Annotated in this window: 24 protein-coding genes and 1 pseudogene; 18 read left to right on the top strand and 7 right to left on the bottom strand. The window is 62.7% G+C overall.

The window, feature by feature from the left end; translation table 11 throughout:
* The first annotated feature begins 127 nt into the window (after positions 1 to 127).
* Entirely contained in the window at positions 128 to 1,717 is a 1,590-nt protein-coding gene (locus AC07VU_RS05325; RefSeq protein WP_007921115.1) for an ABC transporter substrate-binding protein, read from the top strand.
* A gap of 8 nt (positions 1,718 to 1,725) precedes the next feature.
* Here the strand turns inward: AC07VU_RS05325 and radC are convergent, their stop codons facing one another.
* Positions 1,726 to 2,400, bottom strand: coding sequence for a RadC family protein (gene radC, locus AC07VU_RS05320; RefSeq protein WP_007921116.1), 675 nt, complete (start codon positions 2,398 to 2,400; stop codon positions 1,726 to 1,728).
* A 131-nt stretch (positions 2,401 to 2,531) separates the two neighbouring features.
* Between radC and coaBC the strand changes: the two genes are divergently transcribed.
* From coaBC to argB, 4 genes and pseudogenes are all read left to right on the top strand, one after another.
* Positions 2,532 to 3,740, top strand: coding sequence for a bifunctional phosphopantothenoylcysteine decarboxylase/phosphopantothenate--cysteine ligase CoaBC (gene coaBC / locus AC07VU_RS05315; protein WP_007921117.1), 1,209 nt, complete (start codon positions 2,532 to 2,534; stop codon positions 3,738 to 3,740).
* A gap of 5 nt (positions 3,741 to 3,745) precedes the next feature.
* Positions 3,746 to 4,201: a dUTP diphosphatase gene (gene dut / locus AC07VU_RS05310; protein ID WP_009046184.1), complete on the top strand. Its 456-nt coding sequence runs from the start codon at positions 3,746 to 3,748 to the stop codon at positions 4,199 to 4,201.
* 251 nt (positions 4,202 to 4,452) lie between these two features.
* Positions 4,453 to 5,856 (top strand): annotated as a pseudogene (locus tag AC07VU_RS05305) (phosphomannomutase/phosphoglucomutase); the annotation flags it as partial.
* 39 nt (positions 5,857 to 5,895) lie between these two features.
* The gene (gene argB, locus AC07VU_RS05300; protein WP_007921120.1) at positions 5,896 to 6,801 is read left to right on the top strand and encodes an acetylglutamate kinase; all 906 of its coding nucleotides are present in this window, start codon (positions 5,896 to 5,898) and stop codon (positions 6,799 to 6,801) included.
* A gap of 138 nt (positions 6,802 to 6,939) precedes the next feature.
* On the opposite strand, the gene pyrE is transcribed toward argB, so the two are convergent.
* Entirely contained in the window at positions 6,940 to 7,584 is a 645-nt protein-coding gene (pyrE, locus tag AC07VU_RS05295; RefSeq protein WP_457275230.1) for an orotate phosphoribosyltransferase, read from the bottom strand.
* 81 nt (positions 7,585 to 7,665) lie between these two features.
* Here pyrE and crc point away from each other — a divergent pair, with 81 nt between their 5' ends.
* On the top strand, positions 7,666 to 8,445 hold the full coding sequence (crc, locus tag AC07VU_RS05290; RefSeq protein WP_003176915.1) for a catabolite repression control protein Crc: 780 nt from the start codon (positions 7,666 to 7,668) through the stop codon (positions 8,443 to 8,445).
* Between the two features lie 61 nt (positions 8,446 to 8,506).
* Here crc and AC07VU_RS05285 read toward each other — a convergent pair whose 3' ends face one another.
* Both AC07VU_RS05285 and rph read right to left on the bottom strand, forming a co-directional pair.
* Entirely contained in the window at positions 8,507 to 8,875 is a 369-nt protein-coding gene (locus tag AC07VU_RS05285; protein WP_007921123.1) for a DUF4870 domain-containing protein, read from the bottom strand.
* Between the two features lie 31 nt (positions 8,876 to 8,906).
* Positions 8,907 to 9,629 (bottom strand): ribonuclease PH, encoded by a 723-nt coding sequence (gene rph, locus AC07VU_RS05280; RefSeq protein ID WP_007921124.1) that lies wholly within the window; start codon positions 9,627 to 9,629, stop codon positions 8,907 to 8,909.
* 270 nt (positions 9,630 to 9,899) lie between these two features.
* Between rph and AC07VU_RS05275 the strand changes: the two genes are divergently transcribed.
* The 6 genes from AC07VU_RS05275 to AC07VU_RS05250 all read left to right on the top strand — a co-directional run bounded on the left by AC07VU_RS05275 (position 9,900) and on the right by AC07VU_RS05250 (position 15,203).
* Entirely contained in the window at positions 9,900 to 10,763 is an 864-nt protein-coding gene (locus tag AC07VU_RS05275) for a YicC/YloC family endoribonuclease (RefSeq protein ID WP_009046187.1), read from the top strand.
* Between the two features lie 12 nt (positions 10,764 to 10,775).
* Positions 10,776 to 11,396, top strand: coding sequence for a guanylate kinase (gene gmk / locus AC07VU_RS05270; protein WP_053263107.1), 621 nt, complete (start codon positions 10,776 to 10,778; stop codon positions 11,394 to 11,396).
* A 167-nt stretch (positions 11,397 to 11,563) separates the two neighbouring features.
* Positions 11,564 to 11,827, top strand: coding sequence for a DNA-directed RNA polymerase subunit omega (rpoZ, locus tag AC07VU_RS05265; protein WP_007921129.1), 264 nt, complete (start codon positions 11,564 to 11,566; stop codon positions 11,825 to 11,827).
* 57 nt (positions 11,828 to 11,884) lie between these two features.
* On the top strand, positions 11,885 to 13,990 hold the full coding sequence (gene spoT / locus AC07VU_RS05260; protein WP_123572277.1) for a bifunctional GTP diphosphokinase/guanosine-3',5'-bis pyrophosphate 3'-pyrophosphohydrolase: 2,106 nt from the start codon (positions 11,885 to 11,887) through the stop codon (positions 13,988 to 13,990).
* A gap of 36 nt (positions 13,991 to 14,026) precedes the next feature.
* Positions 14,027 to 14,407: a RidA family protein gene (locus tag AC07VU_RS05255; protein WP_007921133.1), complete on the top strand. Its 381-nt coding sequence runs from the start codon at positions 14,027 to 14,029 to the stop codon at positions 14,405 to 14,407.
* Between the two features lie 55 nt (positions 14,408 to 14,462).
* A complete protein-coding gene (locus AC07VU_RS05250; protein WP_007921135.1) occupies positions 14,463 to 15,203 on the top strand; it encodes a putative periplasmic lipoprotein in 741 nt (246 codons plus the stop codon).
* A 55-nt stretch (positions 15,204 to 15,258) separates the two neighbouring features.
* Here AC07VU_RS05250 and AC07VU_RS05245 read toward each other — a convergent pair whose 3' ends face one another.
* Positions 15,259 to 16,110 carry an SDR family oxidoreductase gene (locus AC07VU_RS05245; protein ID WP_495029593.1) on the bottom strand — a complete coding sequence of 284 codons (852 nt, stop codon included), beginning with the start codon at positions 16,108 to 16,110 and terminating at the stop codon, positions 15,259 to 15,261.
* 187 nt (positions 16,111 to 16,297) lie between these two features.
* On the opposite strand from AC07VU_RS05245, the gene exbB reads away from it, so the two are divergent.
* From exbB to AC07VU_RS05215, 6 genes are all read left to right on the top strand, one after another.
* Entirely contained in the window at positions 16,298 to 17,284 is a 987-nt protein-coding gene (exbB, locus tag AC07VU_RS05240) for a tonB-system energizer ExbB (protein ID WP_087087536.1), read from the top strand.
* Between the two features lie 6 nt (positions 17,285 to 17,290).
* Entirely contained in the window at positions 17,291 to 17,719 is a 429-nt protein-coding gene (exbD, locus tag AC07VU_RS05235; protein ID WP_495029592.1) for a TonB system transport protein ExbD, read from the top strand.
* On the top strand, positions 17,716 to 18,462 hold the full coding sequence (locus tag AC07VU_RS05230) for an energy transducer TonB family protein (protein WP_007921144.1): 747 nt from the start codon (positions 17,716 to 17,718) through the stop codon (positions 18,460 to 18,462). The genes exbD and AC07VU_RS05230 overlap by 4 nt, the downstream gene beginning before the upstream one ends.
* A 169-nt stretch (positions 18,463 to 18,631) precedes the next feature.
* Complete coding sequence (locus AC07VU_RS05225; RefSeq protein ID WP_007921147.1) at positions 18,632 to 19,552, top strand: hydrogen peroxide-inducible genes activator; 921 nt, start codon at positions 18,632 to 18,634, stop codon at positions 19,550 to 19,552.
* A 9-nt stretch (positions 19,553 to 19,561) separates the two neighbouring features.
* Complete coding sequence (gene recG / locus AC07VU_RS05220; protein ID WP_150053179.1) at positions 19,562 to 21,637, top strand: ATP-dependent DNA helicase RecG; 2,076 nt, start codon at positions 19,562 to 19,564, stop codon at positions 21,635 to 21,637.
* Positions 21,638 to 21,715: 78 nt separating this feature from the next.
* Positions 21,716 to 23,116, top strand: coding sequence for an aminoacyl-tRNA deacylase and HDOD domain-containing protein (locus AC07VU_RS05215; RefSeq protein ID WP_009046192.1), 1,401 nt, complete (start codon positions 21,716 to 21,718; stop codon positions 23,114 to 23,116).
* A gap of 75 nt (positions 23,117 to 23,191) precedes the next feature.
* Here the strand turns inward: AC07VU_RS05215 and AC07VU_RS05210 are convergent, their stop codons facing one another.
* Together AC07VU_RS05210 and AC07VU_RS05205 are read right to left on the bottom strand one after the other, a co-directional pair.
* Positions 23,192 to 23,575, bottom strand: coding sequence for a hypothetical protein (locus tag AC07VU_RS05210; protein WP_025807007.1), 384 nt, complete (start codon positions 23,573 to 23,575; stop codon positions 23,192 to 23,194).
* A 200-nt stretch (positions 23,576 to 23,775) separates the two neighbouring features.
* Entirely contained in the window at positions 23,776 to 23,985 is a 210-nt protein-coding gene (locus AC07VU_RS05205; RefSeq protein ID WP_062824231.1) for a hypothetical protein, read from the bottom strand.
* Positions 23,986 to 24,088: the final 103 nt, after the last annotated feature.

Raw genomic sequence — 24,088 nt, 5'->3', positions numbered from 1 at the left:
TAAATGCCAACGTATCCGGCCCACGAGCGAAAAAAGGGGATAGTCATTTTTCAACGGGGCCACTAGGGTAAGCCTTTTTCCAGACTGCACTCGCAGATGGGCCTTCGATCTGCAAAGGAAGCCAAACATGCGCCTCGCTGCCCTCCCGCTCCTGTTCGCCCCTCTTCTTCTGAGCCCGCTGGCCCACGCCGCCGCATTAAGCGTGTGCACCGAGGCCAGCCCGGAAGGTTTCGACGTAGTGCAGTACAACTCGCTGACCACCACCAACGCCTCGGCCGACGTGCTGATGAATCGCCTGGTGGAGTTCGACGCCAGCAGCGGCAAGGTGGTACCGAGCCTGGCCGACAGCTGGGAAGTCTCGGCCGACGGCCTGACCTACGTGTTCAAGCTGCACCCGAAAGTGAAGTTTCATCGCACCGCGTATTTCAATCCGAGCCGCGAGCTGACCGCCGAAGACGTGAAGTTCAGCTTCGACCGCATGCTCGACCCGGCCAACCCCTGGCATAAAGTGGCGCAGAGCGGCTATCCCCATGCCCAGTCGCTGCAGCTGCCGGCGCTGATCAAGAAGATCGACGCCCTGGATCCGCTGACCCTGCGCTTCACCCTCGACCACGCCGATTCGACCTTCCTCGCCACCCTGAGCATGGGGTTTGCGTCGATCTACTCCGCCGAATACGCCGACCAGTTGCTCAAAGCCGGCACCCAGGACAAGCTCAACAGCCAGCCGATCGGCACCGGCCCCTTCGTGTTCGGCCGCTTCCAGAAGGACGCATCGATCCGCTACAAGGCCAACCCCGACTATTTTGCCGGCAAGCCGGCGGTGGATTCGCTGATCTTCGCCATCACCCCGGACGCCAACGTGCGCCTGCAGAAGCTGCGCCGCAACGAATGCCAGATCGCCCTGTCGCCCAAGCCGCTGGACGTGACCGCCGCGCTTGAGGAGCCTGCGCTCAAGGTCGAGAAAACCGCGGCCTTCATGACCGCGTTCGTCGCCATCAACAGCCAGCACCCACCGCTGGACAAACCTGAAGTACGCCAGGCCATCAACCTCGCCTTCGACAAGGCCAACTACCTGAAAGCGGTCTTCGAAAATACCGCCGAACCCGCCAACGGCCCCTTCCCGCCCAACACCTGGAGCTACGCCAAGGAGCTGCCGGGTTACGCCCATGATCCGGCGAAGGCCCGCCAATTGCTGGCCAAGGCCGGCCTGAAAGACGGCTTCCAGACCACGATCTGGACCCGCCCTTCCGGTAGTTTGTTGAACCCCAACCCGAGCCTGGGCGCGCAACAGCTGCAAGCAGACTTGGCACAAGTCGGGATCCAGGCGGAGATCCGCGTGATCGAATGGGGCGAGCTGATCCGTCGGGCCAAGGCCGGCGAGCACGACCTGCTGTTCATGGGCTGGGCCGGCGACAACGGCGATCCGGATAACTTCCTCACCCCGCAGTTCACCTGCGCGGCGGTGAAGTCCGGGACCAACTTCGCCCGCTACTGCGACCCCGGCCTGGACAAGCTGATCACCGCCGGCAAGACCACCACCGAGCAGGGCGTGCGCAGCAAGCTTTACCAGCAGGCGCAAACCCAGATCCAGCAGCAGGCCCTGTGGCTACCGCTTGCCCACCCGACCGCCTTCGCCCTGACGCGCAAGGATGTCCATGGGTATCAGGTCAGCCCGTTCGGTCGCCAGGACTACTCGAAGGTCAGCCTCAAGCCCTGAGCCGCGAGCTACATCCAGCCGTACTCGGCCATCGACAGCGGCTCGCCCTCGCCGACGATGAAATGGTCGAGTACGCGCACATCCACCAGGTCCAGCGCCTCCGTGAGCCTGCGGGTCAGCACCCGATCCGCCTGGCTCGGCTCGGAAACGCCCGAAGGATGGTTGTGGCACAGGATTAGCGCGGCCGCGTTGTGCGCCAGGGCACGCTTGACCACTTGCCGCGGATAGACGCTGGTGGTGTTGATGGAACCCTGGAACAACGCCTCGAACGCCAGCACCCGGTGCTTGGAGTCGAGAAACAGGCAACCGAAGACCTCATGCGGTTCATGGCGCAACATCGCCTTGAGGTAGTCGCGGACCGCCACCGGGCTTTCCAGCACCGAATTGCGACTGAGTTTTTCCGCCAGATGCCGGCGCGCCATTTCCAGCACCGCCTGCAATTGCGCGAACTTGGCCGGGCCCAGGCCAAGCTGCCGACTGAAGGTCAATTGGTCCGCCTCGAGCAGACCACGCAGGCTGCCAAACTGATGCAACAGGTGTCGCGCCAGGTCGACCGCGCTTTTTCCGGCGACCCCGGTGCGCAGGAAAATCGCCAGCAATTCAGCGTCGGAAAGGGCCAGCGCGCCCTGCTCGAGAAGCTTCTCCCGCGGGCGCTCCGCCGCAGGCCAGTCGCGAATGCTCATAGCACCTCCATGTGTGTGGGCGCCGCTGTTCCATAGCGGTCGCTGTGCTATCTTAGCCCATCTTTTTGCGTGGAATTTCCCCTGGGGAGGGGGTGTTACACGCAGCAATCATTGAACTGAAAGGCAGGCCTATGCAGCGGCTGTATCGGAAACGCATCGTTCTCGGCGTCGGCGGCGGCATCGCTGCCTATAAGAGCGCCGAGCTGGTTCGCCGACTCCTCGACCACGGCGCGGAAGTACGTGTGGTCATGACCCGTGGCGGCAGTGAATTCATCACCCCGCTGACCATGCAGGCCCTGTCCGGGCACCCGGTCCACCTGGACCTGCTCGACCCCGCGGCCGAAGCCGCCATGGGCCATATCGAACTGGCCAAATGGGCCGACCTGGTGCTGATCGCCCCGGCCACCGCCGACCTGATCGCCCGCCTGGCCCAAGGCATCGCCGACGACCTGCTGACCACCCTGGTCCTGGCCACCGACGCCACCGTCGCCATCGCCCCGGCCATGAACCAGGCCATGTGGCGCGACCCTGCCACCCAGGCCAACACCCAGCTGCTGCAAAGCCGTGGCCTGAAGGTCTTCGGCCCGGCTTCCGGCAGCCAGGCCTGTGGCGACGTCGGCCTGGGCCGCATGCTCGAAGCCAACGATCTGGCGCTGTGCGCCGCCGACTGCTTCCAGCACCTGGCGCTGACCGGCAAACACGTGCTGATCACCGCCGGCCCGACCCAGGAAAATATCGACCCGGTGCGCTACATCACCAACCACAGCTCAGGGAAAATGGGCTTTGCCCTGGCCGAAGCCGCGGTCGAAGCCGGTGCCCGGGTGACCCTGATCACCGGTCCCGTGCATCTGCCGACCCCGGATCGCGTGACCCGGATCGACGTAGTCAGCGCCCGCGACATGCTCGCTGCCTGTGAAGCCGCTATCCCGTGCGACCTGTTCATCGCCTCGGCCGCGGTCGCGGACTACCGCCCGGAAGTCGTCGCCCCACAGAAGTTGAAGAAAGACCCTACGAACGGTGACGGCCTGCTATTGCAGATGGTGCGCAACCCGGACATCCTGGCCACCATCGCCACCCGCCCCGACCGTCCGTTCAGCGTCGGCTTCGCCGCTGAAACCGAACACTTGCTCGACTACGCTGCACGCAAACTCAAAGACAAGAACCTCGACCTGATCGTCGCCAACGACGTGGCCAACCCGAGCATTGGCTTCAACAGCGAGGAAAATGCCTGCAGCGTGATTGACCGGGAGTTGCACGCAACTCTCTTCGCCCAGACCAGCAAGGGCAAGATTGCCCGCCAACTGATCTCTTTCATCGCCGAACGGCTGAACCAGGTTTAACTCGCATGCACGCTTTACAAGCCAAGATCCTCGACCCACGCATCGGCAACGAATTCCCCCTGCCGCAGTACGCCACGCCAGGCTCCGCCGGCCTCGATCTGCGCGCCATGCTCAAGCAGGACACCCTCCTGGAACCGGGCCAGACCCTGCTGATTCCTACCGGCCTATCCGTCTACATCGGCGACCCAGGCCTCGCCGCGCTGATCCTGCCGCGCTCCGGCCTGGGTCACAAGCACGGCATCGTCCTGGGCAACCTGGTCGGCCTGATCGACTCCGATTACCAGGGCGAACTCATGGTCTCCTGCTGGAACCGTGGCCAGACCGCCTTCAACATCGCGGTGGGCGAACGCATTGCCCAGTTGGTACTGGTACCCGTGGTCCAGGCGCACTTCGAAGTGGTCGAAGCCTTCGACGAAAGCCAGCGCGGCGCGGGCGGTTTCGGTCACTCCGGCAGCCATTGAGCAAAAAAACCGGGCCGCGCCAGCGGCTCGCCTAAGATTGGTGGGTTGTGTTTCAGCACAAAAAACTCAGCAGATTTATTCGCGGACTCAAGCACCCGGAATCACGGTACAAGGTGATTGAAAAGAGCTGACGCTCATCAGATGGCATTTTTGCACCATGAACCCAAGGGCAAAAACGCCGTCATACCCTTCAGTTTGAGCCTTCCGGTCAGTATTCCGGCCTGTCCTGCCCCCTTTTAGACGGAGCACCCCCAGTGATGAGCAATGCAGCCCAAGTCGTACCCAAGTTCCCTGAAAGCATCTTTCGCGCTTACGACATTCGCGGAACCGTTCCGGAAACCCTGAACGCTGAAACCGCCTACTGGATCGGTCGCGCCATTGGCTCCGAGAGCCTGGCCCAGGGCGAACCCAACGTTTGCGTAGGCCGTGACGGTCGCCTGTCCGGCCCCGAGCTGGTGGCGCAACTGATCCAGGGCCTGCACGACAGTGGTTGCCACGTCAGCGATGTCGGCCTGGTACCGACACCGGCGCTGTATTACGCGGCCAATGTGCTGGCTGGCAAATCCGGGGTGATGCTGACCGGTAGCCACAACCCGTCGAACTACAACGGCTTCAAGATCGTCATTGCCGGCGACACCCTGGCCAACGAACAGATCCAGGCCCTGCACGATCGCCTCAAGACCAACAACCTGAGCAGCGGCCAGGGCAGCATCACCAAGGTCGACATCCTCGATCGCTACGGCAAGGAAATCACTGCCGACGTCAAACTCGCCCGTCGCCTGAAAGTGGTGGTCGATTGCGGCAACGGCGCGGCCGGCGTCATCGCGCCTCAGCTGATCGAAGCGCTGAATTGCGAAGTCATCCCGCTGTTCTGCGAAGTGGACGGCAACTTCCCCAACCACCACCCGGACCCGGGCAAGCCCGAGAACCTGGAAGACCTGATCGCCAAGGTCGCCGAGACCAACGCCGATATCGGCCTGGCCTTCGACGGTGACGGCGACCGCGTTGGCGTCGTGACCAACACCGGCAGCATCGTCTTCCCCGATCGCCTGTTGATGCTGTTCGCCAAGGATGTCGTAGCGCGCAACCCGGGCGCGGAAATCATCTTCGACGTCAAATGCACCCGCCGCCTGATCCCGCTGATCAAGGAATATGGCGGTCGCCCACTCATGTGGAAGACCGGTCACTCGCTGATCAAAAAGAAAATGAAGCAGACCGGCGCGTTGCTGGCCGGTGAAATGAGCGGACATGTGTTCTTCAAGGAACGCTGGTTCGGTTTCGACGACGGTATCTACAGCGCCGCGCGGCTGCTGGAGATCCTCAGCAAGGAAAAATCCAACGCGGAAGAGCTGTTCGCCACCTTCCCGAACGATATTTCTACGCCGGAAATCAATATCCATGTGACCGAAGAGAGCAAATTCAGCATCATTGATGCGCTGCACGACGCGCAATGGGGCGAAGGCGCCGACCTGACCACCATCGACGGCGTACGAGTCGACTACCCCAAAGGCTGGGGCCTGGTTCGCGCCTCCAACACCACACCGGTGCTGGTACTGCGCTTCGAAGCCGATGACGAAGCCGAACTGCAGCGCATCAAGGATGTGTTCCACACCCAGCTGAAACGTGTTGCACCTGACCTCCAACTACCGTTTTGATTTTCTTCAAGCGCCTTTATTGAAGTGCCGGAGCCCTGAATGACCCTCGAACGCGATGCCGCCGCCAATACCGCCAAGGTCCTGTCCGAAGCGCTGCCTTATATTCGCCGCTATGTCGGCAAGACCCTGGTGATCAAATACGGCGGCAACGCGATGGAAAGCGAGGAGCTGAAGACCGGCTTCGCCCGCGACATCGTGCTGATGAAGGCTGTCGGGATCAACCCGGTGGTCGTGCATGGCGGCGGCCCGCAAATCGGTGACCTGCTCAAGCGCTTGTCCATCGAAAGCCACTTCATCGATGGCATGCGCGTCACCGACGCGGCGACCATGGACGTGGTGGAGATGGTCCTCGGCGGCCAGGTGAACAAGGACATCGTCAACCTGATCAACCGCCATGGCGGCAGCGCCATCGGCCTGACCGGCAAGGACGCGGAGCTGATTCGCGCGAAGAAGCTCACCGTCACCCGCAAGACGCCGGAAATGACCACCCCGGAAATCATCGACATCGGCCACGTAGGCGAAGTGGTCGGCATCAACACCGACCTGCTGAACCTGCTGGTCAAAGGTGATTTCATCCCGGTGATCGCGCCGATCGGCGTCGGTGCCAACGGCGAGTCGTACAACATCAACGCCGACCTGGTGGCCGGCAAGGTGGCCGAGGCGCTGAAAGCCGAGAAGCTGATGCTGCTGACCAACATCGCCGGCCTGATGGACAAGTCGGGCAAGGTCCTGACCGGCCTGACCACCCAGCAGGTCGACGCCCTGATCGAAGACGGCACCATCTACGGCGGCATGCTGCCGAAGATTCGCTGCGCGCTGGAAGCGGTACAGGGTGGCGTGGGCAGCTCGTTGATCATCGACGGTCGCGTACCCAATGCGATTCTGCTGGAGATCTTCACCGATACCGGTGTCGGCACCCTGATCAGCAATCGCAAGCGTCCTTAAGCGCTGCAATAAAAAGCCCCCGCCTGGGCAAGCCAGGCGGGGGCTTTTTATTGCGCCTTCTGTAGGAGCGGAGCTTACCCGCGATAGCGATGCATCAGGTCAGACCGCTATCGCGGGCAAGCCTCGCTCCTACAATACTCAGACGCCGAATTGCGCACGGTAGGCTTCCACCGCCGGCAGATGCTGCTTGAGCGCCGGATCGTCCGCCAGGAACTGCAGGACCTGGGTCAGGGAAACGATGCTCACCACCGGAATGCCGAAGTCGCGCTCGACTTCCTGGATCGCCGACAAATCACCATTGCCACGCTCCTGACGGTTCAGGGCGATCAACACACCCGCCGCCTTGGCGCCTTCCTGGGATTCGATGATCTGCATCACTTCGCGAATCGCGGTGCCCGCGGTGATCACGTCGTCGATGATCAGCACATCGCCAGTCAATGGCGCGCCGACCAGGCTGCCGCCTTCGCCGTGAGCCTTGGCTTCCTTGCGGTTGAAACACCATGGCAGATCGCGCTGATGATGCTCGGCCAGGGCCACGGCCGTCGCCGCAGCCAAAGGAATACCTTTGTACGCCGGGCCGAAAAGCACATCGAAGGGAATACCGCTGTCGACGATCGCCGCGGCATAAAAACGCCCCAGCTGCGCCAGGGCCGAGCCGCTGTTGAACAGGCCGGCATTGAAGAAGTAAGGACTGGTACGCCCGGACTTCAGGGTGAACTCACCGAAGCGCAAAACCCCGCGATCGATGGCAAAACGAATGAAATCGCGCTGATACGCCTGCATGAAAAAGCCCCAAATACCACGGATTTAGCTAATTAGGTAGACCTCGGGTATCATACACGCACGTGATTTTTGGGGCCATTTATGCGGATCATCAGTGTGAACGTCAATGGTATTCAGGCTGCAGTGGAGCGAGGTTTGCTCAGTTGGCTGCAAGCACAGAATGCCGACGTCATCTGCCTGCAGGACACCCGCGCCTCCGCCTTTGAACTGGACGATCCAGCCTTCCAACTGGATGGCTACTTCCTTTATGCCTGCGATGCCGAAGTTCCCGCCCAAGGCGGTGTGGCTTTGTATTCGCGGTTGCAACCGAAGGCTGTCATCAGCGGTCTCGGCTTCGAGACGGCCGACCGCTACGGGCGCTACCTGCAAGCCGATTTCGACAAGGTCAGCATCGCGACCTTGCTGCTTCCTTCCGGGCAGAACGGCGATGAAGACTTGAACCAGAAGTTCAAGCTTATGGACGACTTCGCCCGTTACCTGGATAAACAGCGGCGCAAACGTCGCGAGTACATTTATTGTGGCTCGCTGTACGTGGCGCAACAGAAGCTGGATATCAAGAACTGGCGTGACAGCCAACAATCTCCGGGGTTCCTGGCGCCTGAGCGTGCCTGGATGGACGAGATTGTCGGCAACATGGGTTATGTCGACGCCCTGCGCGAAGTCAGCCGCGAAGGCGATCAATACAGCTGGTGGCCGGACAACGAACAGGCCGAGATGCTCAACCTGGGCTGGCGCTTCGACTATCAGCTGCTGACCCCGGGCCTGCGTCGCTTCGTGCGCAGCGCACGCCTGCCACGCCAGCCGCGCTTCTCGCAGCACGCGCCGCTGATCGTGGACTACGACTGGACGCTGACCATCTAAGCGTCTTTTCGCAGCCACAAAAAAGCCGACATCAGTGTCGGCTTTTTTGTGGGCGCTCGGCCTATTTGATCAATCGCCAGGTAAACGGGTAACGGTACGCCACCCCTTCATTGGCCTTGACCCCGGCGATGATGGTCAGCACCAGGGCGCCGATCGCCAGCAGACCAAAAAGCAGGAAACCCACCAGCACCACCATCAGCAGGAAGCAGACCAGCGAGGCAAGGGCCACGGTGATCTGAAAGTTCAGCGCTTCCTTGCCCTGGGCATCGATGAACGGATCGGTCTCGCGCTTCATCTGCCAGAGCACCAACGGACCGATCAGGGTGCCGAACGGAATCCAGATGCCCAGCAAGGCCGACAGGTGACAGAACATCGCCCACTGACGCACCTCATGGCTCGGGACAGGTTGCGGAAGCTGGTCGTCGTTCATGCGGCTCTCCTTGCTGAAAGCTACCGGGCAATCAGTCAGCCAGGGCTGCCTGTTGCAATTCAAAGATCTCGCTCATGCCTTTCTTGGCCAGCGCCAGCATGGCGTTCAGTTCTTCCGGCTGGAACGGCGCGCCTTCGGCAGTGCCCTGGACTTCGATGAAACCGCCAGTGCTGGTCATGACCACGTTGAGGTCGGTCTCGGCCGCCGAGTCTTCCAGGTAATCCAGATCCAGCACCGGCTCGCCCTGGTACATGCCCACGGACACCGCTGCGATCATTTGCTTGATCGGGTCGCCGCCCTTCAGGCCGCCACGCTTCTTGATCACTTTCAGCGCATCCACCAGAGCCACCATGGCACCGGTGATCGACGCGGTACGGGTACCGCCATCGGCCTGGATCACATCGCAGTCGACATACAGGGTGACGTCGCCCAGCTTGGTCATGTCCAGCGCAGCGCGCAGGGAACGACCGATCAGACGCTGGATCTCCAGGGTGCGGCCGCCTTGCTTGCCGCGACTGGCTTCACGCTGGTTACGCTCACCGGTGGCGCGCGGCAGCATGCCGTATTCGGCGGTCAACCAGCCCTGGCCCTGGCCCTTGAGGAAGCGGGGCACGCCGTTCTCGACGCTGACCGTGCAGATCACTTTGGTATCACCGAACTCGACCAGTACAGATCCCTCGGCGTGTTTGGTGTAGTTGCGGGTGATGCGGATCGAGCGGAGCTGATCGGCAGCGCGACCACTTGGACGTTTCATAGGGAAATACCTGTACGGGGACGGAAAACTGCCGACCATTATAGAGCCCGCGGCCCTGCCTGGGCAGTTCTAAAAACCCCGGCCCGTCGGCGACGCCTCTGGAACGGCCCTCCGGTCGCCCCGCAGCGCTTTGTCACACCCGCAGTTTGGGAGCATCCACCGCACTGCGCTACAATCCTGCGCCTTCGCAGCCTGTCGGCTTCAATTCATTCATATCGGGCCCGTGCAACCCTCCGCGGTTGGCGGCGGACCTGTATCGGAGGTACCTCCATGGTGCACAGCATGACCGCCTTCGCCCGGGTAGAACGGGCCGGCACCCAGGGCACCCTGAGTTGGGAACTGCGCTCGGTCAACAGCCGTTACCTGGAACCGCACCTGCGCCTGCCGGAATCCTTTCGCGACCTGGAAGGCGCGGTCCGTGAGGCGCTGCGCCAGGGACTGTCGCGCGGCAAGCTCGAATGCACCTTGCGCTTCACCGAAGAAACCACCGGCAAACCACTGCAGGTCGACCGGGAGCGCGCCGCGCAACTGGTGGCGGCAGCCGAGTCCGTTGCCAGCCTGATCAAACAACCGGCGGCGCTGAACCCACTGGAAGTGCTGGCCTGGCCCGGAGTCCTGGTGGCTGATGCCAGCGACCCGCAGGCGCTGAACAACGAAGCCCTGAGCCTGTTCAACCAGGGGCTGAAAGAGTTGAAGAGCGGCCGCGAGCGCGAAGGCGCGGAGCTGGCCCGCCTGATCAACGACCGCCTGACCTCCATCGAGGAAGACGTCGTGACCCTGCGCGAGTTGGTCCCGCAGATGCTCGCCACCCAGCGCCAGAAGGTTCTCGACCGCTTCGCCGACATGCAGGCCGAGCTGGACCCCACGCGCCTGGAACAGGAAATGGTGCTGCTCGCCCAGAAGAGCGACGTCGCCGAAGAACTGGACCGCCTGAGCACCCACATCATCGAAGTTCGCCGCGTGCTCAAGTCCGGCGGCGCCGCCGGCCGGCGCCTGGACTTCCTGATGCAGGAACTCAACCGCGAAGCCAACACACTGGGCTCCAAGGCCTTCGACCCGCGCAGCACTCAGGCTGCGGTCAACCTCAAGGTGTTGATCGAGCAGATGCGCGAACAAGTACAGAATATTGAGTAAGGCTACCCCGACATGAACCACAGCACCGGCACCCTCTACATCATTTCCGCCCCTTCGGGCGCGGGCAAGACCAGCCTGGTCAAGGCCCTGATCGACGCCGATCCGTCGATCCGCGTTTCCGTGTCCCACACCACCCGCGCCATGCGCCCGGGCGAAGTGGACGGCGTGAACTACCACTTCGTCTCGCGCGAAGCGTTCGTGAAGATGGGTGAACACGGCGACTTCCTCGAGCGCGCCGAAGTCTTCGGCAATCTCTATGGCACCTCCCAAAGCCACTTGCAGCAGACCCTGGACGAAGGTCACGACCTGATCCTGGAGATCGACTGGCAAGGCGCCGAGCAGGTGCGCAAGTTGATGCCCCAGGCTCGTTCGATCTTCATCCTGCCGCCGTCCCAGCAGGCCTTGCGCCAGCGCCTGACCAACCGCGGCCAGGACAGCGACGAGATCATCGAAGGCCGGATGCGCGAAGCGGTCAGCGAGATGAGCCACTACGTCGACTACGACTACCTGATCATCAACGACGATTTCGCCCATGCGCTGGACGATCTGAAGGCGATTTTCCGCACCAACCAGCTGCAGCAGAAGCGCCAGCAGCAGCGTTTCGGCAAATTGCTCGCCGAATTGCTGGGCTGAATAGCACTTCCCAAAACCGCTGCAAGGGCTTTACATTGGCACTTGTAGCGGGCCGGAAAGCTTGGTTAAAAAATCAGCGCTTCCCTAATCGCTGGTGATTTTTTAAACTGTTGAGTCCGCTCGCCCATCCGGGCAGCGCGCATATTGCATTTGCTACGAGGAAGACCATGGCCCGCGTAACCGTTGAAGACTGTCTAGAACACGTGGATAACCGCTTTGAGCTGGTCATGCTCTCTACCAAGCGTGCCCGTCAACTGGCAACCGGCGGCAAAGAGCCGAAAGTAGCATGGGAAAACGACAAGCCTACCGTCGTCGCCCTGCGCGAAATCGCTGAAGGCCTGATCGACTACGCAGCTATCGCCGAAGCCGAAATCGTTGAAGATGAACCGCTTTTTGCTGCATTCGAGGACGAGTCCAACGAGGCCGTCTAAGCCTATGCCTGGTCGACGTAGCACGGCGCGGGATCACAGCTTACGGCAGGAGTCATCATGCCGAGCATAGACGCCCTCGCCGATCGCTTATCGACCTATCTCGGCACGGACCAGGTCAATCTGGTCCGCCGAGCGTATTTCTACGCCGAACAAGCCCATGACGGTCAGCGCCGTCGCAGCGGCGAGGCGTACGTCACGCACCCGTTAGCGGTCGCAAACATTCTCGCCGACATGCATATGGACCATCAGAGCCTGATGGCGGCCATGCTGCATGACGTGATCGAAGACACCGGTATCGCCAAGGAAGCGCTGCAAGCGCAGTTTGGTGAAACCGTGGCCGAACTGGTCGACGGGGTCAGCAAACTGACCCAGATGAATTTCGAGACCAAGGCCGAAGCCCAAGCGGAAAACTTCCAGAAGATGGCCATGGCCATGGCGCGCGACATTCGCGTGATCCTGGTCAAGCTGGCCGACCGCCTGCACAACATGCGCACCCTGGAAGTGCTGTCCGGCGAAAAACGCCGGCGGATCGCCAAGGAAACCCTGGAGATCTACGCGCCCATCGCCAACCGCCTGGGCATGCACAGCATCCGCATCGAATTCGAAGACCTCGGTTTCAAGGCCATGCATCCGATGCGTTCCGCGCGGATCTACCAGGCGGTCAAGCGCGCCCGGGGCAACCGCAAGGAAATCGTCAACAAGATCGAAGAATCCCTGAGCCACTGCCTGGCCATCGACGGCATCCAGGGCGAGGTCAGCGGCCGCCAGAAGCACCTGTATGGCATCTATAAAAAGATGCGTGGCAAACGCCGGGCCTTCAACGAGATCATGGACGTCTACGCGTTCCGGATCATCGTCGACAAGGTCGACACCTGCTACCGCGTGCTCGGCGCCGTACACAACCTGTACAAGCCACTGCCGGGTCGCTTCAAGGATTACATCGCGATTCCCAAGGCCAACGGCTACCAGTCGCTGCACACCACGCTGTTCGGCATGCACGGCGTGCCGATCGAGATCCAGATCCGCACCCGCGAAATGGAAGAGATGGCCAACAACGGCATCGCCGCCCACTGGCTGTACAAATCCAGCGGCGACGAGCAGCCGAAGGGCACCCACGCCCGGGCTCGCCAATGGGTCAAGGGCGTGCTGGAGATGCAGCAACGCGCCGGCAACTCCCTGGAATTCATCGAAAGCGTGAAGATCGACCTGTTCCCGGACGAGGTCTACGTGTTCACGCCGAAAGGCCGGATCATGGAGCTGCCCAAAGGCTCCACCGCAGTGGACTTCGCCTATGCGGTACACACTGACGTCGGCAACAGCTGCATCGCCTGTCGGATCAATCGCCGCCTGGCGCCGCTGTCCGAACCGCTGCAAAGCGGCTCCACCGTGGAAATCGTCAGTGCCCCGGGCGCACGCCCCAACCCGGCCTGGCTCAACTTCGTGGTCACCGGCAAGGCTCGCACCCACATCCGCCACGCACTGAAACTGCAACGCCGCTCCGAGTCCATCAGCCTGGGCGAACGCCTGCTGAACAAGGTGCTCAACGGTTTTGACAGCTCGCTGGAAAAGATCCCCGCCGAACGCGTGCAAGCAATGCTCACCGAGTACCGCCTGGAGCTGATCGAAGACCTGCTGGAAGACATCGGCCTGGGCAATCGCATGGCTTATGTGGTCGCCCGCCGCCTGCTCGGCGAAGGCGAACAGCTGCCAAGCCCGGAAGGTCCGCTGGCCATTCGCGGTACCGAAGGCCTGGTCCTGAGCTATGCCAAGTGCTGCACGCCGATCCCGGGTGACCCGATTGTCGGCCACCTGTCCGCGGGCAAAGGGATGGTGGTGCACCTGGACAACTGCCGCAACATCAGCGAAATCCGCCACAACCCGGAAAAATGCATCCAGCTTTCGTGGGCCAAGGATGTCACCGGCGAATTCAACGTCGAACTGCGCGTCGAGCTGGAGCACCAGCGCGGCCTGATCGCCCTGCTGGCCAGCAGCGTCAACGCGGCCGACGGCAATATCGAGAAAATCAGCATGGACGAACGGGATGGTCGCATCAGCGTGGTCCAACTGGTGGTCAGCGTGCACGACCGCGTGCACCTGGCTCGCGTGATCAAGAAACTGCGCGCCCTGACCGGGGTCATTCGCATCACTCGCATGCGTGCATAGCTCGCTATATAGCCCGCCCATTACAAGGAGTCATTCATGACCAAGACCGTTATCACCAGCGACAAGGCACCCGCCGCGATCGGCACCTATTCCCAGGCGATCAAGGCAGGCAACACCGTCTACATGTCCGGCCAGATCCCGCTCGATCCAAAGACCATGGAACTGGTGGAAGGCTTCGAAGCCCAGACCGTCCAGGTATTCGAGAACCTCAAGTCCGTGGCCGAGGCCGCCGGTGGTTCGTTCAAGGACATCGTCAAACTCAACATCTTCCTCACCGACCTGAGCCACTTCGCCAAGGTCAACGAGATCATGGGCAAGTACTTCCAGCAGCCTTACCCTGCCCGCGCCGCCATCGGCGTTGCCGCCCTGCCAAAAGGCGCGCAGGTTGAAATGGATGCCATCCTGGTCATCGAGTAACACGTCCGGCGCGGCTACCCAGGCCGCGCCGTCTCCGTTCTGAAAGGATTTCCTCATGCGCAAAGCGCTAGCCCTCTCGTTGTGCGCCCTGTTCCTCGGTGGCTGCGCCAGCGATCCCGCCGACCGTGACATCAGTGGTACCTGGATCAACCAGGTCGCCATCGACGCCGCCGCCAAAGGCGGACCGCTGCGCGAAGCCCTGCAAGGCTACGGCCCGAACCTTGAATGGGACGTCAACACCAAGGCCAGCCAGGCGCGCTACACCAACGGCTTCGAAAACGTCGAAGGCAAGGTGCTGGCTGAAGAATCCGGCGCCTGGAAAATCGATTTCTACGGCAGCTCCGCCAGCGAATTGAAACGCGACGGCAAACAACTGCTGCAAGAAGCCAACGACAACGAGCCGGAACAGGTCTTCGATCGTCCCAAGGACCCGGCCCCGGAAGGCGCGCCACTGGGCGCCAACTTCGAGCGCGCGCTGTACTCGGCTTACCTGGGCGGCGAATGGAAAATCGTCAACGGCCCGGGCGAAGGCGGCACCGTGCTGTTCCAGTCCAACGGCCAGGTCATGGGCCTGCCGGGCGCCGATCGATACGCACTGTGCCTCGCCGGCGACTGCGCCTCGATGAGCGGCGGCTACGACAACCTGTGGCTGCAGCTCAACGGCCAGGGCAACCCGTGGATCTTTGCGCGCAACGGCAAGCAACTGGAGATCTTCCAGCCCATCAACGCCTCCCAGGCGAACGAGGTACCTTCCCTCACCCCGGGTACGCGCCAGTGGCTACTGGAAAAACAGTGATCCAGCAAAAGGAGCCGAAAGGCTCCTTTTTCTTTATCCATGATGCGGCTCAGCCCTACCCTTCGATAATCTGCGCATACCCCTCGCGAAAACTCGGATAACGCGGCGCCCAGCCCAGGGCCCTGGCGCGGGCATTGCTGCAGCGCTTGCTGCCGGAACGCCGCACGCTCGAGCTGTCCGCCCACTCGGTCACGCCCAGGTACTCCCGTAGCCAGCCCACCACCTCGGCCAAAGGCACCGGTGCATCGTCGACCCCGATATAGCAATCCTCAAGCACCACGCCGCGCCGATCGGCCTGCAACAGGAAGGCCTGCAACCCCGCGGCATCGTCGGCATGAATGCGGTTGCCATACAGCGGTGGATCGATGGCGACGCGATAACCCTGGCGCACCTGATTCAACAGCCACTCCCGCCCCGGGCCGTAAATCCCGGTCAACCGCACCAGACTGGCTGGAATGCCACTCTGCAAGGCCACTTGCTCGGCCTCGAGCATCAGCCGCCCGGAATAGCCGTCGGCCTGGGCCGGCGAGGTCTCGTCGATCCACTCGCCATTTTTCTGCCCGTATACGCTGCTGCTGGAAACGAACAGCAAGCGTTTTGGCGACTGCCCGTTCTGCTTGAGCCAGCCCAGGACATGGGTCAGCCCCTCGACATAGGCCGCACGATAGCCCGCCTCGTCATGCTCGGTGGCGGCCGCGCTGTACACCAGGTAATCCAGCGACGAGGTGGGCCAGGCTGGCGGACACTGCTCACTGAAAAGATCGCCCGCCACGCCGATCACCCCTTCCGGCAATTGCGAAACCGTGCGCCGCAGGCCGTAGACCCGCCAGTTTTCAGCCAGCAGTTGCTTCGCCAGACGGCTGCCGACATCACCGCAGCCAGCGATCAGAACAGAAGGGGCGGACATCAGAAAACTCCTATCAGAAAGGCACAGACTAGCGTCGGCAATGGACGAGCGGCTAGCAATCAAAGAAAAAAAGATACTCTATTACTTCTGTTAACAAGAATTAGTTGCAATAATGACGACCCATTTGTTCTCGGCCCTGCGAGGCCTAGAAGGACACTTACCCTTTTCCCTCTCAGGTCCGGCCAGCATGACACGCAATCAATTCTCCGCTTCGCCAACCCAACGCCCAAGCCCGCTGCGCGCCATGAGCGCGGCCGCAGCGTTGCTGTTCAGCCTGCTGCTGGCACCGACCGCGGCCTTCGCCGATGAGCAGGCCCCGGCTGGCGCCGCGACACCTGCGGCAGCCCACGCGCCGGCCGACGCCACGGCGCCGGTAGCCACTCCGGTCGCTGCAGCGCCGGCACCTGCCGAAGGCGAAGCAGCCGTTGATGCACCTGAAGTCCTCGAAGCGGACAACTCCCTGGGCATGGCCCACGACCTGTCCCCGTGGGGCATGTACCAGAACGCCGACATCATCGTGAAGCTCGTGATGATCGGCCTGGCCATCGCCTCGATCATCACCTGGACCATCTGGATCGCCAAAGGCTTCGAGCTGATGGGCGCCAAGCGTCGTCTGCGCGGTGAAATCCTCAACCTGAAAAAAGCCACCACCCTCAAGGAAGCCAGCGTCACCGCCGCCAAAGAAGGCACCCTGGCCAACCTGCTGGTCCACGACGCCCTGGAAGAAATGCGCCTGTCGGCCAACAGCCGCGAGAAAGAAGGCATCAAGGAACGCGTCAGCTTCCGCCTCGAGCGCCTGGTAGCCGCCTGCGGCCGCAACATGAGCAGCGGCACCGGCGTGCTCGCCACCATCGGTTCCACCGCGCCCTTCGTCGGCCTGTTCGGTACCGTGTGGGGCATCATGAACAGCTTCATCGGCATCGCCAAAACCCAGACCACCAACCTCGCCGTCGTCGCCCCCGGCATCGCTGAAGCCCTGCTGGCAACCGCCCTGGGTCTGGTCGCGGCCATTCCGGCGGTGGTCATCTACAACGTCTTCGCCCGCTCCATCGCCGGCTACAAGGCCCAGGTCTCCGACGCTTCCGCAGAAGTCCTGCTGCTGGTCAGCCGTGATCTCGATCACCTGCCGACCGCCGAGCGCTCTGCGCAACCTCATGTGGCCAAAGTAGGGTAATCCGCCATGGGCCTGCATTTGAAAGAAGGCGCAGAAGACGATCTCGCCGAAAACCACGAAATCAACGTCACGCCGTTTATCGACGTGATGCTGGTGCTGTTGATCATCTTCATGGTCGCCGCGCCGCTGGCGACCGTGGACATCAAGGTCGATCTCCCGGCCTCGACGGCCAAACCGGCACCACGCCCCGAGAAACCGGTGTTTCTCAGCGTCAAGGCCGACCAACGCCTGTACCTCGGCGACAACGAAGTGAAGGCCGAAGCCCTCGGCGCCACCCTCGACGCCAAGACCCAGGGCAAGAAAGACACGACGATCTTCTTCCAGGCCGACAAAGGCGTGGATTACGGTGACCTGATGAGCGTGATGGATGCCCTGCGGGCCGCCGGATACCTGAAGGTCGGCCTGGTCGGACTTGAGACGGCTACCAAGAAATGATCACGACGCGCCAAAAACTGACGCGTTACAGCGGTAGCCTGGCCATCGTACTGGGGGTCCATGCGGTCGCGATCCTGCTCGCGCTCAACTGGAGCTCCCCCATGCCGGTCGAGCTGCCACCGCAGGCGATGATGGTCGAGCTGGCGCCGCTTCCGGCACCGCCTCCTCCCGCGCCGCCCAAGGTCGTGACGCCACCGCAGCCGCCGGCTCCGGTCGAAGAGTTGCCGCTGCCCAAACTCGCGGAAGCGCCGAAACCGACGATTTCCGTGCCCAAGCCGGTCAAACCCAAGCCCAAGCCTCAACCGCCCAAGCCGGTGGAGAAAAAGCCGGAACCGCCGAAGGAAAAGCCGAGCGAAGAGAAGCCTAGCGACGCTCCGCCGACGCCCACCGCGGCACCGTCCTCGGCACCTGCTCCGGGCCCGTCGCCGGCCCAGATCGCCGCCAAGGAAAGCTGGCAAGGCACGCTGCTGGCGCACCTGGCCAAGTACAAGAAGTACCCGCCGGGTGCCCAGGCGCGCGGCAAGGAAGGCCTGAACCGGCTGCGCTTCGTGGTCGACGCGCAAGGCAACGTGCTGTCCTATGAACTGGTAGGACGCTCGGGCAACGCCGATCTGGACCGGGCCACCCTGGAAATGATCCGCCGCGCCCAGCCGCTGCCCAAGCCACCGGCGGACATGCTCAACAACGGCTCGATCGAGATCGTCGCGCCCTTCGTTTACTCCCTGGAGAAACGTCGCCGCTGAGCATGACGCCCAGGCAATCCCCAGCAAAAAGGCACCCAAAGGTGCCTTTTTGCTTTTCCAGGCATGACCGGCATGCATTGCCCGGTGTCACAGCGAGCATTGAGTCTGATAACGTGCGTCTATCGATTGCAGCCGGTATGCTTGGCCCGCAACCTCATGGACGTCCGCTATGACTCTTACTGAATTACGCTACATCGTTACCCTCGCCCAAGAGCAGCACTTCGGCCACGCGGCCGAGCGTTGCCATGTCAGCCAGCCGACCCTGTCGGTGGGCGTGAAGAAGCTTGAAGACGAACTCGGTGTGCTGATTTTCGAGCGCAGCAAGAGTGCGGTACGTCTGACGCCGGTCGGCGAAGGCATTGTCGCCCAGGCGCAAAAGGTCCTCGAACAGGCCCAGGGCATTCGCGAACTGGCCCAGGCCGGCAAGAACCAGCTGACCGCCCCGCTGAAGGTCGGCGCGATCTACACCGTCGGCCCGTACCTGTTCCCGCACCTGATCCCGCAACTGCACCGGGTCGCCCCGCAGATGCCGTTGTATATCGAAGAGAACTTCACCCATGTGCTGCGCGACAAGCTGCGCAACGGCGAACTGGACGCGATCATCATCGCCCTGCCGTTCAACGAAGCCGACGTGCTGACCCTGCCGCTGTACGACGAACCGTTCTACGTGCTGATGCCCAGCACCCACCCCTGGACCCAGAAAGAGACCATCGACGCCAACCTGCTCAACGACAAGAGCCTGTTGCTGCTGGGCGAAGGCCACTGCTTCCGCGATCAGGTCCTGGAAGCCTGCCCGACCCTGACCAAGGGCAACGACGGCGCCAAGCACACCACGGTGGAATCCAGCTCCCTGGAAACCATCCGTCATATGGTCGCTTCCGGCCTTGGCGTCTCGATCCTGCCGCTCTCGGCGGTGGACAGCCATCACTACGCTCCAGGCGTGATCGAAGTGCGGCCGCTGACCGCGCCCGTGCCCTTCCGCACCGTGGCGATCGCCTGGCGCGCCAGCTTCCCGCGGCCGAAAGCCATCGAGATCCTCGCCGACTCGATCCGCCTGTGTTCGGTGGCCAAGCCGCCTGCCGCGAGCTAAGCCGTCGCGATGACTGAGCTGTCGAATGTGCCGGTCACGGCACTCAAGGGCGTCGGCGAAGCCATGGCCGAGAAGCTGGCCAAGGTCGGCCTGGAGAACCTGCAGGACGTACTGTTCCACCTGCCCCTGCGTTATCAGGACCGTACCCGCGTGGTGCCGATCGGCGCGCTGCGCCCCGGGCAGGACGCGGTGATCGAAGGCACCGTCAGCGGCGCCGACGTGGTGATGGGCAAGCGCCGCAGCCTGCTGGTGCGCCTGCAGGACGGCACCGGCGGGCTCAGCCTGCGCTTCTACCATTTCAGCAACGCGCAGAAGGAAGGCCTCAAGCGTGGCACCCGCGTGCGCTGTTATGGCGAAGCCCGCCCAGGCGCCTCGGGGCTGGAAATCTACCACCCGGAATACCGTGCCATCAGCGGCGATGAACCGCCGCCCGTGGACCAGACCCTGACCCCCATTTACCCGCTCACCGAAGGCCTGACCCAGCAGCGCCTGCGCATGCTGTGCCAGCAGAGCCTGGCCCTGCTCGGCCCGCGCAGCCTGCCGGACTGGCTGCCGCAAGAGCTGGCGCGGGATTACCAGCTGGCGCCGCTGGACGATGCGATTCGTTACCTGCATCACCCGCCGGCCGACGCCGATGTCGACGAACTGGCCCTGGGTCACCATTGGGCCCAGCATCGCCTGGCGTTCGAAGAGCTGCTGACCCATCAGCTGTCCCAGCAGCGCCTACGCGAAAGCCTGCGCTCGCAACTCGCCCCGGCGCTGCCCAAGGCCACCCGGCTGCCGGCGCTGTACCTGAAGAACCTCGGCTTTCCACCCACCGGCGCGCAGCAACGGGTCGGCAACGAGATCGCCTACGACCTCAGCCAACCCGAGCCGATGCTGCGGCTGATCCAGGGCGACGTAGGGGCCGGCAAGACCGTGGTCGCCGCCCTCGCCGCCCTGCAGGCGCTGGAGGCTGGCTATCAGGTGGCCCTGATGGCACCCACCGAGATCCTCGCCGAGCAGCACTTCATCACCTTCAAGCGCTGGCTCGAACCGCTGGGGCTGGAAGTCGCCTGGCTGGCCGGCAAGCTCAAGGGCAAGAACCGCACAGCCGCCCTGGAACAGATCGCCGCCGGAGCACCAATGGTGGTCGGCACCCACGCGCTGTTCCAGGACGAAGTGCAGTTCAAGAACCTGGCGCTGGTGATCATCGACGAACAACACCGCTTCGGCGTGCAGCAGCGCCTGGCCCTGCGCCAGAAAGGCGTGGGCGGACGCCTGTGCCCGCACCAGCTGATCATGACCGCCACGCCGATCCCACGGACCCTGGCGATGAGCGCCTACGCCGACCTGGACACCTCGATCCTCGACGAGCTGCCCCCTGGCCGTACGCCGGTGAACACCGTGCTGGTGACCGACTCGCGGCGCGTCGAAGTCATCGAGCGGGTGCGCGCCGCCTGCGCCGAAGGGCGCCAGGCCTATTGGGTGTGCACGCTGATCGAGGAATCCGAAGAGCTGACCTGCCAGGCCGCGCAAACCACTTACGAAGACCTGAGCAGCGCCCTGGGCGAACTGCGGGTCGGCTTGATCCACGGGCGCATGAAGCCGACGGAAAAGGCCGAGGTCATGGGCCAGTTCAAAACCGGTGAATTGCAGCTGCTGGTGGCCACCACCGTGATCGAAGTCGGCGTCGATGTGCCCAACGCCAGCCTGATGATCATCGAGAACCCCGAGCGCCTGGGCCTGGCCCAGCTGCACCAGTTGCGCGGTCGCGTTGGTCGGGGCAGCGCCGCCAGCCATTGCGTCATGCTCTACCATCCTCCCTTGTCGCAGATCGGCCGCCAGCGCCTGGGCATCATGCGCGAAACCAACGATGGTTTTGTCATCGCCGAAAAGGACCTGGAACTGCGCGGCCCCGGCGAGATGCTCGGCACCCGCCAGACTGGCCTGCTGCAATTCAAGGTCGCCGACCTGATGCGCGATGCCGACCTGCTGCCGGCCGTGCGCGATGCCGCCCAGGCCTTGCTCGAGCGCTGGCCGCACCACGTCAGCCCGCTGCTGGAGCGCTGGCTGCGCCACGGACAGCAATACGGCCAAGTGTGAGCAGCGTCTCAGTTAAGGGGCGAATGCCCCGATCAAGCTGGTTATACTCCTGAAATTGTTTGAAAACGGATACAGACCATGACAGAAGTTGCCCTCGCCACCGCAGCCCCGCACGCTCCGTCTGTAATCCGGCTGCTGCTCGGCAAGCTGAACATCGGCTTCACGGAAGTCCTCGACCATCCTGGCCTGCCGGCCGCGCGCAAGGTACAAGCCGTCCTGCTGGACGACGCCGTCGGTGCGCTGATGGTGCTGTTCCCACAGAGCCAGTTGCTGGACCTCAATCGCCTCGCCGAACTGACCGGCCGCCGCCTGACCGCCGTCTCCACGGAACGCCTGGAGCGCATGCTCGGCAAACACAACCTGAGCCTGCTGCCCGGCCTGCCGGCGCTCACCAGCTCGCCCTGCCTGTATGAAGAAAGCCTGCTGCGCGAGCCGACCCTGCTGATCAACTCCGGCGAGCCGGGCCTGCTGCTGGAAATCACCAGCGACGCCTTCAAGAGCATGCTGAGCAAGGCCAGCGCCGGCAACTTCGGCGAGGCCCTGAGCAGCATCCGCCCGAACCTCGACCGTCCGGACGACGACCGCGAGGAAATCACCCAGGCGATGCAGGCCTTCACCGCCCGGCGCATCCAGCAACGCCTGGAAGCGACCATCGAGATTCCGCCGCTGGCCGAAACCGCGCAGAAGATCATCAAGCTGCGGGTCGACCCCAACGCCACCATCGACGACATCACCGGCGTGGTGGAAACCGACCCGGCCCTGGCCGCGCAAGTGGTGAGCTGGGCGGCTTCACCCTACTACGCCTCGCCGGGCAAAATACGCTCGGTGGAAGACGCCATCGTCCGCGTGCTGGGCTTCGACTTGGTGATCAACCTGGCGCTGGGCCTGGCCCTGGGCAAGACCCTGAGCCTGCCCAAGGACCACCCGCAACACAGCACGCCGTACTGGCAGCAGTCGATCTATACCGCCGCCGTCATCGAAGGCCTGACCCGCGCCATGCCGCGTGCCCAGCGCCCGGAAGCCGGCCTGACCTACCTCGCAGGCCTGCTGCACAACTTCGGCTACCTGCTGCTGGCCCACGTCTTCCCGCCGCACTTCTCGCTGATCTGCCGCCACCTGGAGGTCAACCCGCACCTGTGCCACAGCTACGTCGAACAGCACCTGCTGGGCATCAGCCGCGAACAGATCGGCGCCTGGCTGATGCGCTACTGGGACATGCCGGACGAGTTATCCACCGCCCTGCGCTTCCAGCACGACCCAAGCTACGACGGCGCCTACGCCGAATACCCGAACCTGGTGTGCCTGGCCGTGCGCCTGCTGCGCAGCCGCGGCATCGGCTCCGGCCCCGTCGAAGACATCCCTGACGCCCTGCTCGAACGCCTCGGCCTGTCCCGCGACAAAGCCGAAGACGTGGTCAGCAAAGTCCTCGAAGCCGAAGTGCTGCTGCGCGAACTGGCCTCGCAGTTCAGCCAGCACTGACCCCAGAAAAAAGCCCCGCTCCTGTAGGAGCGAGGCTTGCCCGCGATCATCTTGCGGCGTGTATACCGCTCGCCTTCAAGCCTTCGGCTTGGCCTTCTTCGGCTTCAGGTACTTGGTCAGCCCCTGGAACCAGATCACCAGCGCCGGGTTGCCCTTGATCTGGATCGACTTGTCCTGAATCCCGGTCATAAAGGCCAATTGCTTGTTCTTCGCCTGCATCGTGGCAAAACCATAGGCCGCATCCTTGAAGGCAATGGCGAACGCCGGCTCGGGGTACACCCCGGACTTGCTGGTAATCCGCTGGTCCTTCACCCGGAAATGCCGCGCCACCTTGCCATCCAGTGTCTGCAGCTGGAACACCAATTCCTTGTCACCCAACTGCTGCTGGAACGCCGGATTGGTCCGGCTGGCCTTGCCCATCAACAGCCCCAGCATCCACAGAAGAAAACGAAATTTCATGCGCAAAGCCCCAAAGGAAAAATGAACGGCTGGCGCAGTGTAGCGGCTTCGGAGGGGAACGCCACAGTTATGCAATGTTAAGGGAAGATGAGTGCGTTATTGGGGATTATGACTGCCAAGTCACCCTCGTTTACCAGCAACCTTACAAATCGGGCGAGAAGCGGTCCGCTTATAGCCCTGTGAATCCTGAAACCTGATCCTCATCCACTCCTCGGCCAGGCAATAGCCAGCACTCCAGACAACAGGCTCAAGGCGAGCAGCACTTTGGCAATCAGGAACGCAACGTCAACGGAATCGGAAATGCCCCCACTGCCGCTTGCCCCACTAGCAATGCCAGCCAGCCCGAGCAAAGCGCTGAGTATCGAGATCGCTAGCAGCACGATCGCCAGTACCGTGAATATTTTATGCATTGTGCGGCTCCTTCATCGGGATGGCCCATAAGTCGCGCGTTGATACTTCGCATAGGCTCGTTGAAGCTATTTTTTCGGGATGTTTCTCGCTATTGGCTTTCTC

The sequence above is a fragment of the Pseudomonas sp. GW821-FHT02B10 genome, from assembly GCF_059421865.1.
The sequence above is the reverse complement of the archived record's forward strand: the minus strand, read 5'-3'. Positions and strand labels throughout refer to the sequence as shown.

What these genes read in the sequence shown, in the direction of transcription:
- spoT (WP_123572277.1), top strand. Translation starts at nt 11,885, where the DNA reads ATGCCGAGCATAGACGCCCTCGCCGATCGCTTATCGACCTATCTCGGC.
- AC07VU_RS05230 (WP_007921144.1), top strand. Translation starts at nt 17,716, where the DNA reads ATGATCACGACGCGCCAAAAACTGACGCGTTACAGCGGTAGCCTGGCC.
- exbD (WP_495029592.1), top strand. Translation starts at nt 17,291, where the DNA reads ATGGGCCTGCATTTGAAAGAAGGCGCAGAAGACGATCTCGCCGAAAAC.
- crc (WP_003176915.1), top strand. Translation starts at nt 7,666, where the DNA reads ATGCGGATCATCAGTGTGAACGTCAATGGTATTCAGGCTGCAGTGGAG.
- AC07VU_RS05205 (WP_062824231.1), bottom strand. Translation starts at nt 23,985, where the DNA reads ATGCATAAAATATTCACGGTACTGGCGATCGTGCTGCTAGCGATCTCG.
- coaBC (WP_007921117.1), top strand. Translation starts at nt 2,532, where the DNA reads ATGCAGCGGCTGTATCGGAAACGCATCGTTCTCGGCGTCGGCGGCGGC.
- recG (WP_150053179.1), top strand. Translation starts at nt 19,562, where the DNA reads ATGACTGAGCTGTCGAATGTGCCGGTCACGGCACTCAAGGGCGTCGGC.
- gmk (WP_053263107.1), top strand. Translation starts at nt 10,776, where the DNA reads ATGAACCACAGCACCGGCACCCTCTACATCATTTCCGCCCCTTCGGGC.
- rpoZ (WP_007921129.1), top strand. Translation starts at nt 11,564, where the DNA reads ATGGCCCGCGTAACCGTTGAAGACTGTCTAGAACACGTGGATAACCGC.
- dut (WP_009046184.1), top strand. Translation starts at nt 3,746, where the DNA reads ATGCACGCTTTACAAGCCAAGATCCTCGACCCACGCATCGGCAACGAA.
- pyrE (WP_457275230.1), bottom strand. Translation starts at nt 7,584, where the DNA reads ATGCAGGCGTATCAGCGCGATTTCATTCGTTTTGCCATCGATCGCGGG.
- AC07VU_RS05325 (WP_007921115.1), top strand. Translation starts at nt 128, where the DNA reads ATGCGCCTCGCTGCCCTCCCGCTCCTGTTCGCCCCTCTTCTTCTGAGC.
- radC (WP_007921116.1), bottom strand. Translation starts at nt 2,400, where the DNA reads ATGAGCATTCGCGACTGGCCTGCGGCGGAGCGCCCGCGGGAGAAGCTT.
- AC07VU_RS05250 (WP_007921135.1), top strand. Translation starts at nt 14,463, where the DNA reads ATGCGCAAAGCGCTAGCCCTCTCGTTGTGCGCCCTGTTCCTCGGTGGC.
- rph (WP_007921124.1), bottom strand. Translation starts at nt 9,629, where the DNA reads ATGAAACGTCCAAGTGGTCGCGCTGCCGATCAGCTCCGCTCGATCCGC.
- AC07VU_RS05275 (WP_009046187.1), top strand. Translation starts at nt 9,900, where the DNA reads ATGGTGCACAGCATGACCGCCTTCGCCCGGGTAGAACGGGCCGGCACC.
- AC07VU_RS05225 (WP_007921147.1), top strand. Translation starts at nt 18,632, where the DNA reads ATGACTCTTACTGAATTACGCTACATCGTTACCCTCGCCCAAGAGCAG.
- exbB (WP_087087536.1), top strand. Translation starts at nt 16,298, where the DNA reads ATGACACGCAATCAATTCTCCGCTTCGCCAACCCAACGCCCAAGCCCG.
- argB (WP_007921120.1), top strand. Translation starts at nt 5,896, where the DNA reads ATGACCCTCGAACGCGATGCCGCCGCCAATACCGCCAAGGTCCTGTCC.
- AC07VU_RS05285 (WP_007921123.1), bottom strand. Translation starts at nt 8,875, where the DNA reads ATGAACGACGACCAGCTTCCGCAACCTGTCCCGAGCCATGAGGTGCGT.
- AC07VU_RS05210 (WP_025807007.1), bottom strand. Translation starts at nt 23,575, where the DNA reads ATGAAATTTCGTTTTCTTCTGTGGATGCTGGGGCTGTTGATGGGCAAG.
- AC07VU_RS05215 (WP_009046192.1), top strand. Translation starts at nt 21,716, where the DNA reads ATGACAGAAGTTGCCCTCGCCACCGCAGCCCCGCACGCTCCGTCTGTA.
- AC07VU_RS05255 (WP_007921133.1), top strand. Translation starts at nt 14,027, where the DNA reads ATGACCAAGACCGTTATCACCAGCGACAAGGCACCCGCCGCGATCGGC.
- AC07VU_RS05245 (WP_495029593.1), bottom strand. Translation starts at nt 16,110, where the DNA reads ATGTCCGCCCCTTCTGTTCTGATCGCTGGCTGCGGTGATGTCGGCAGC.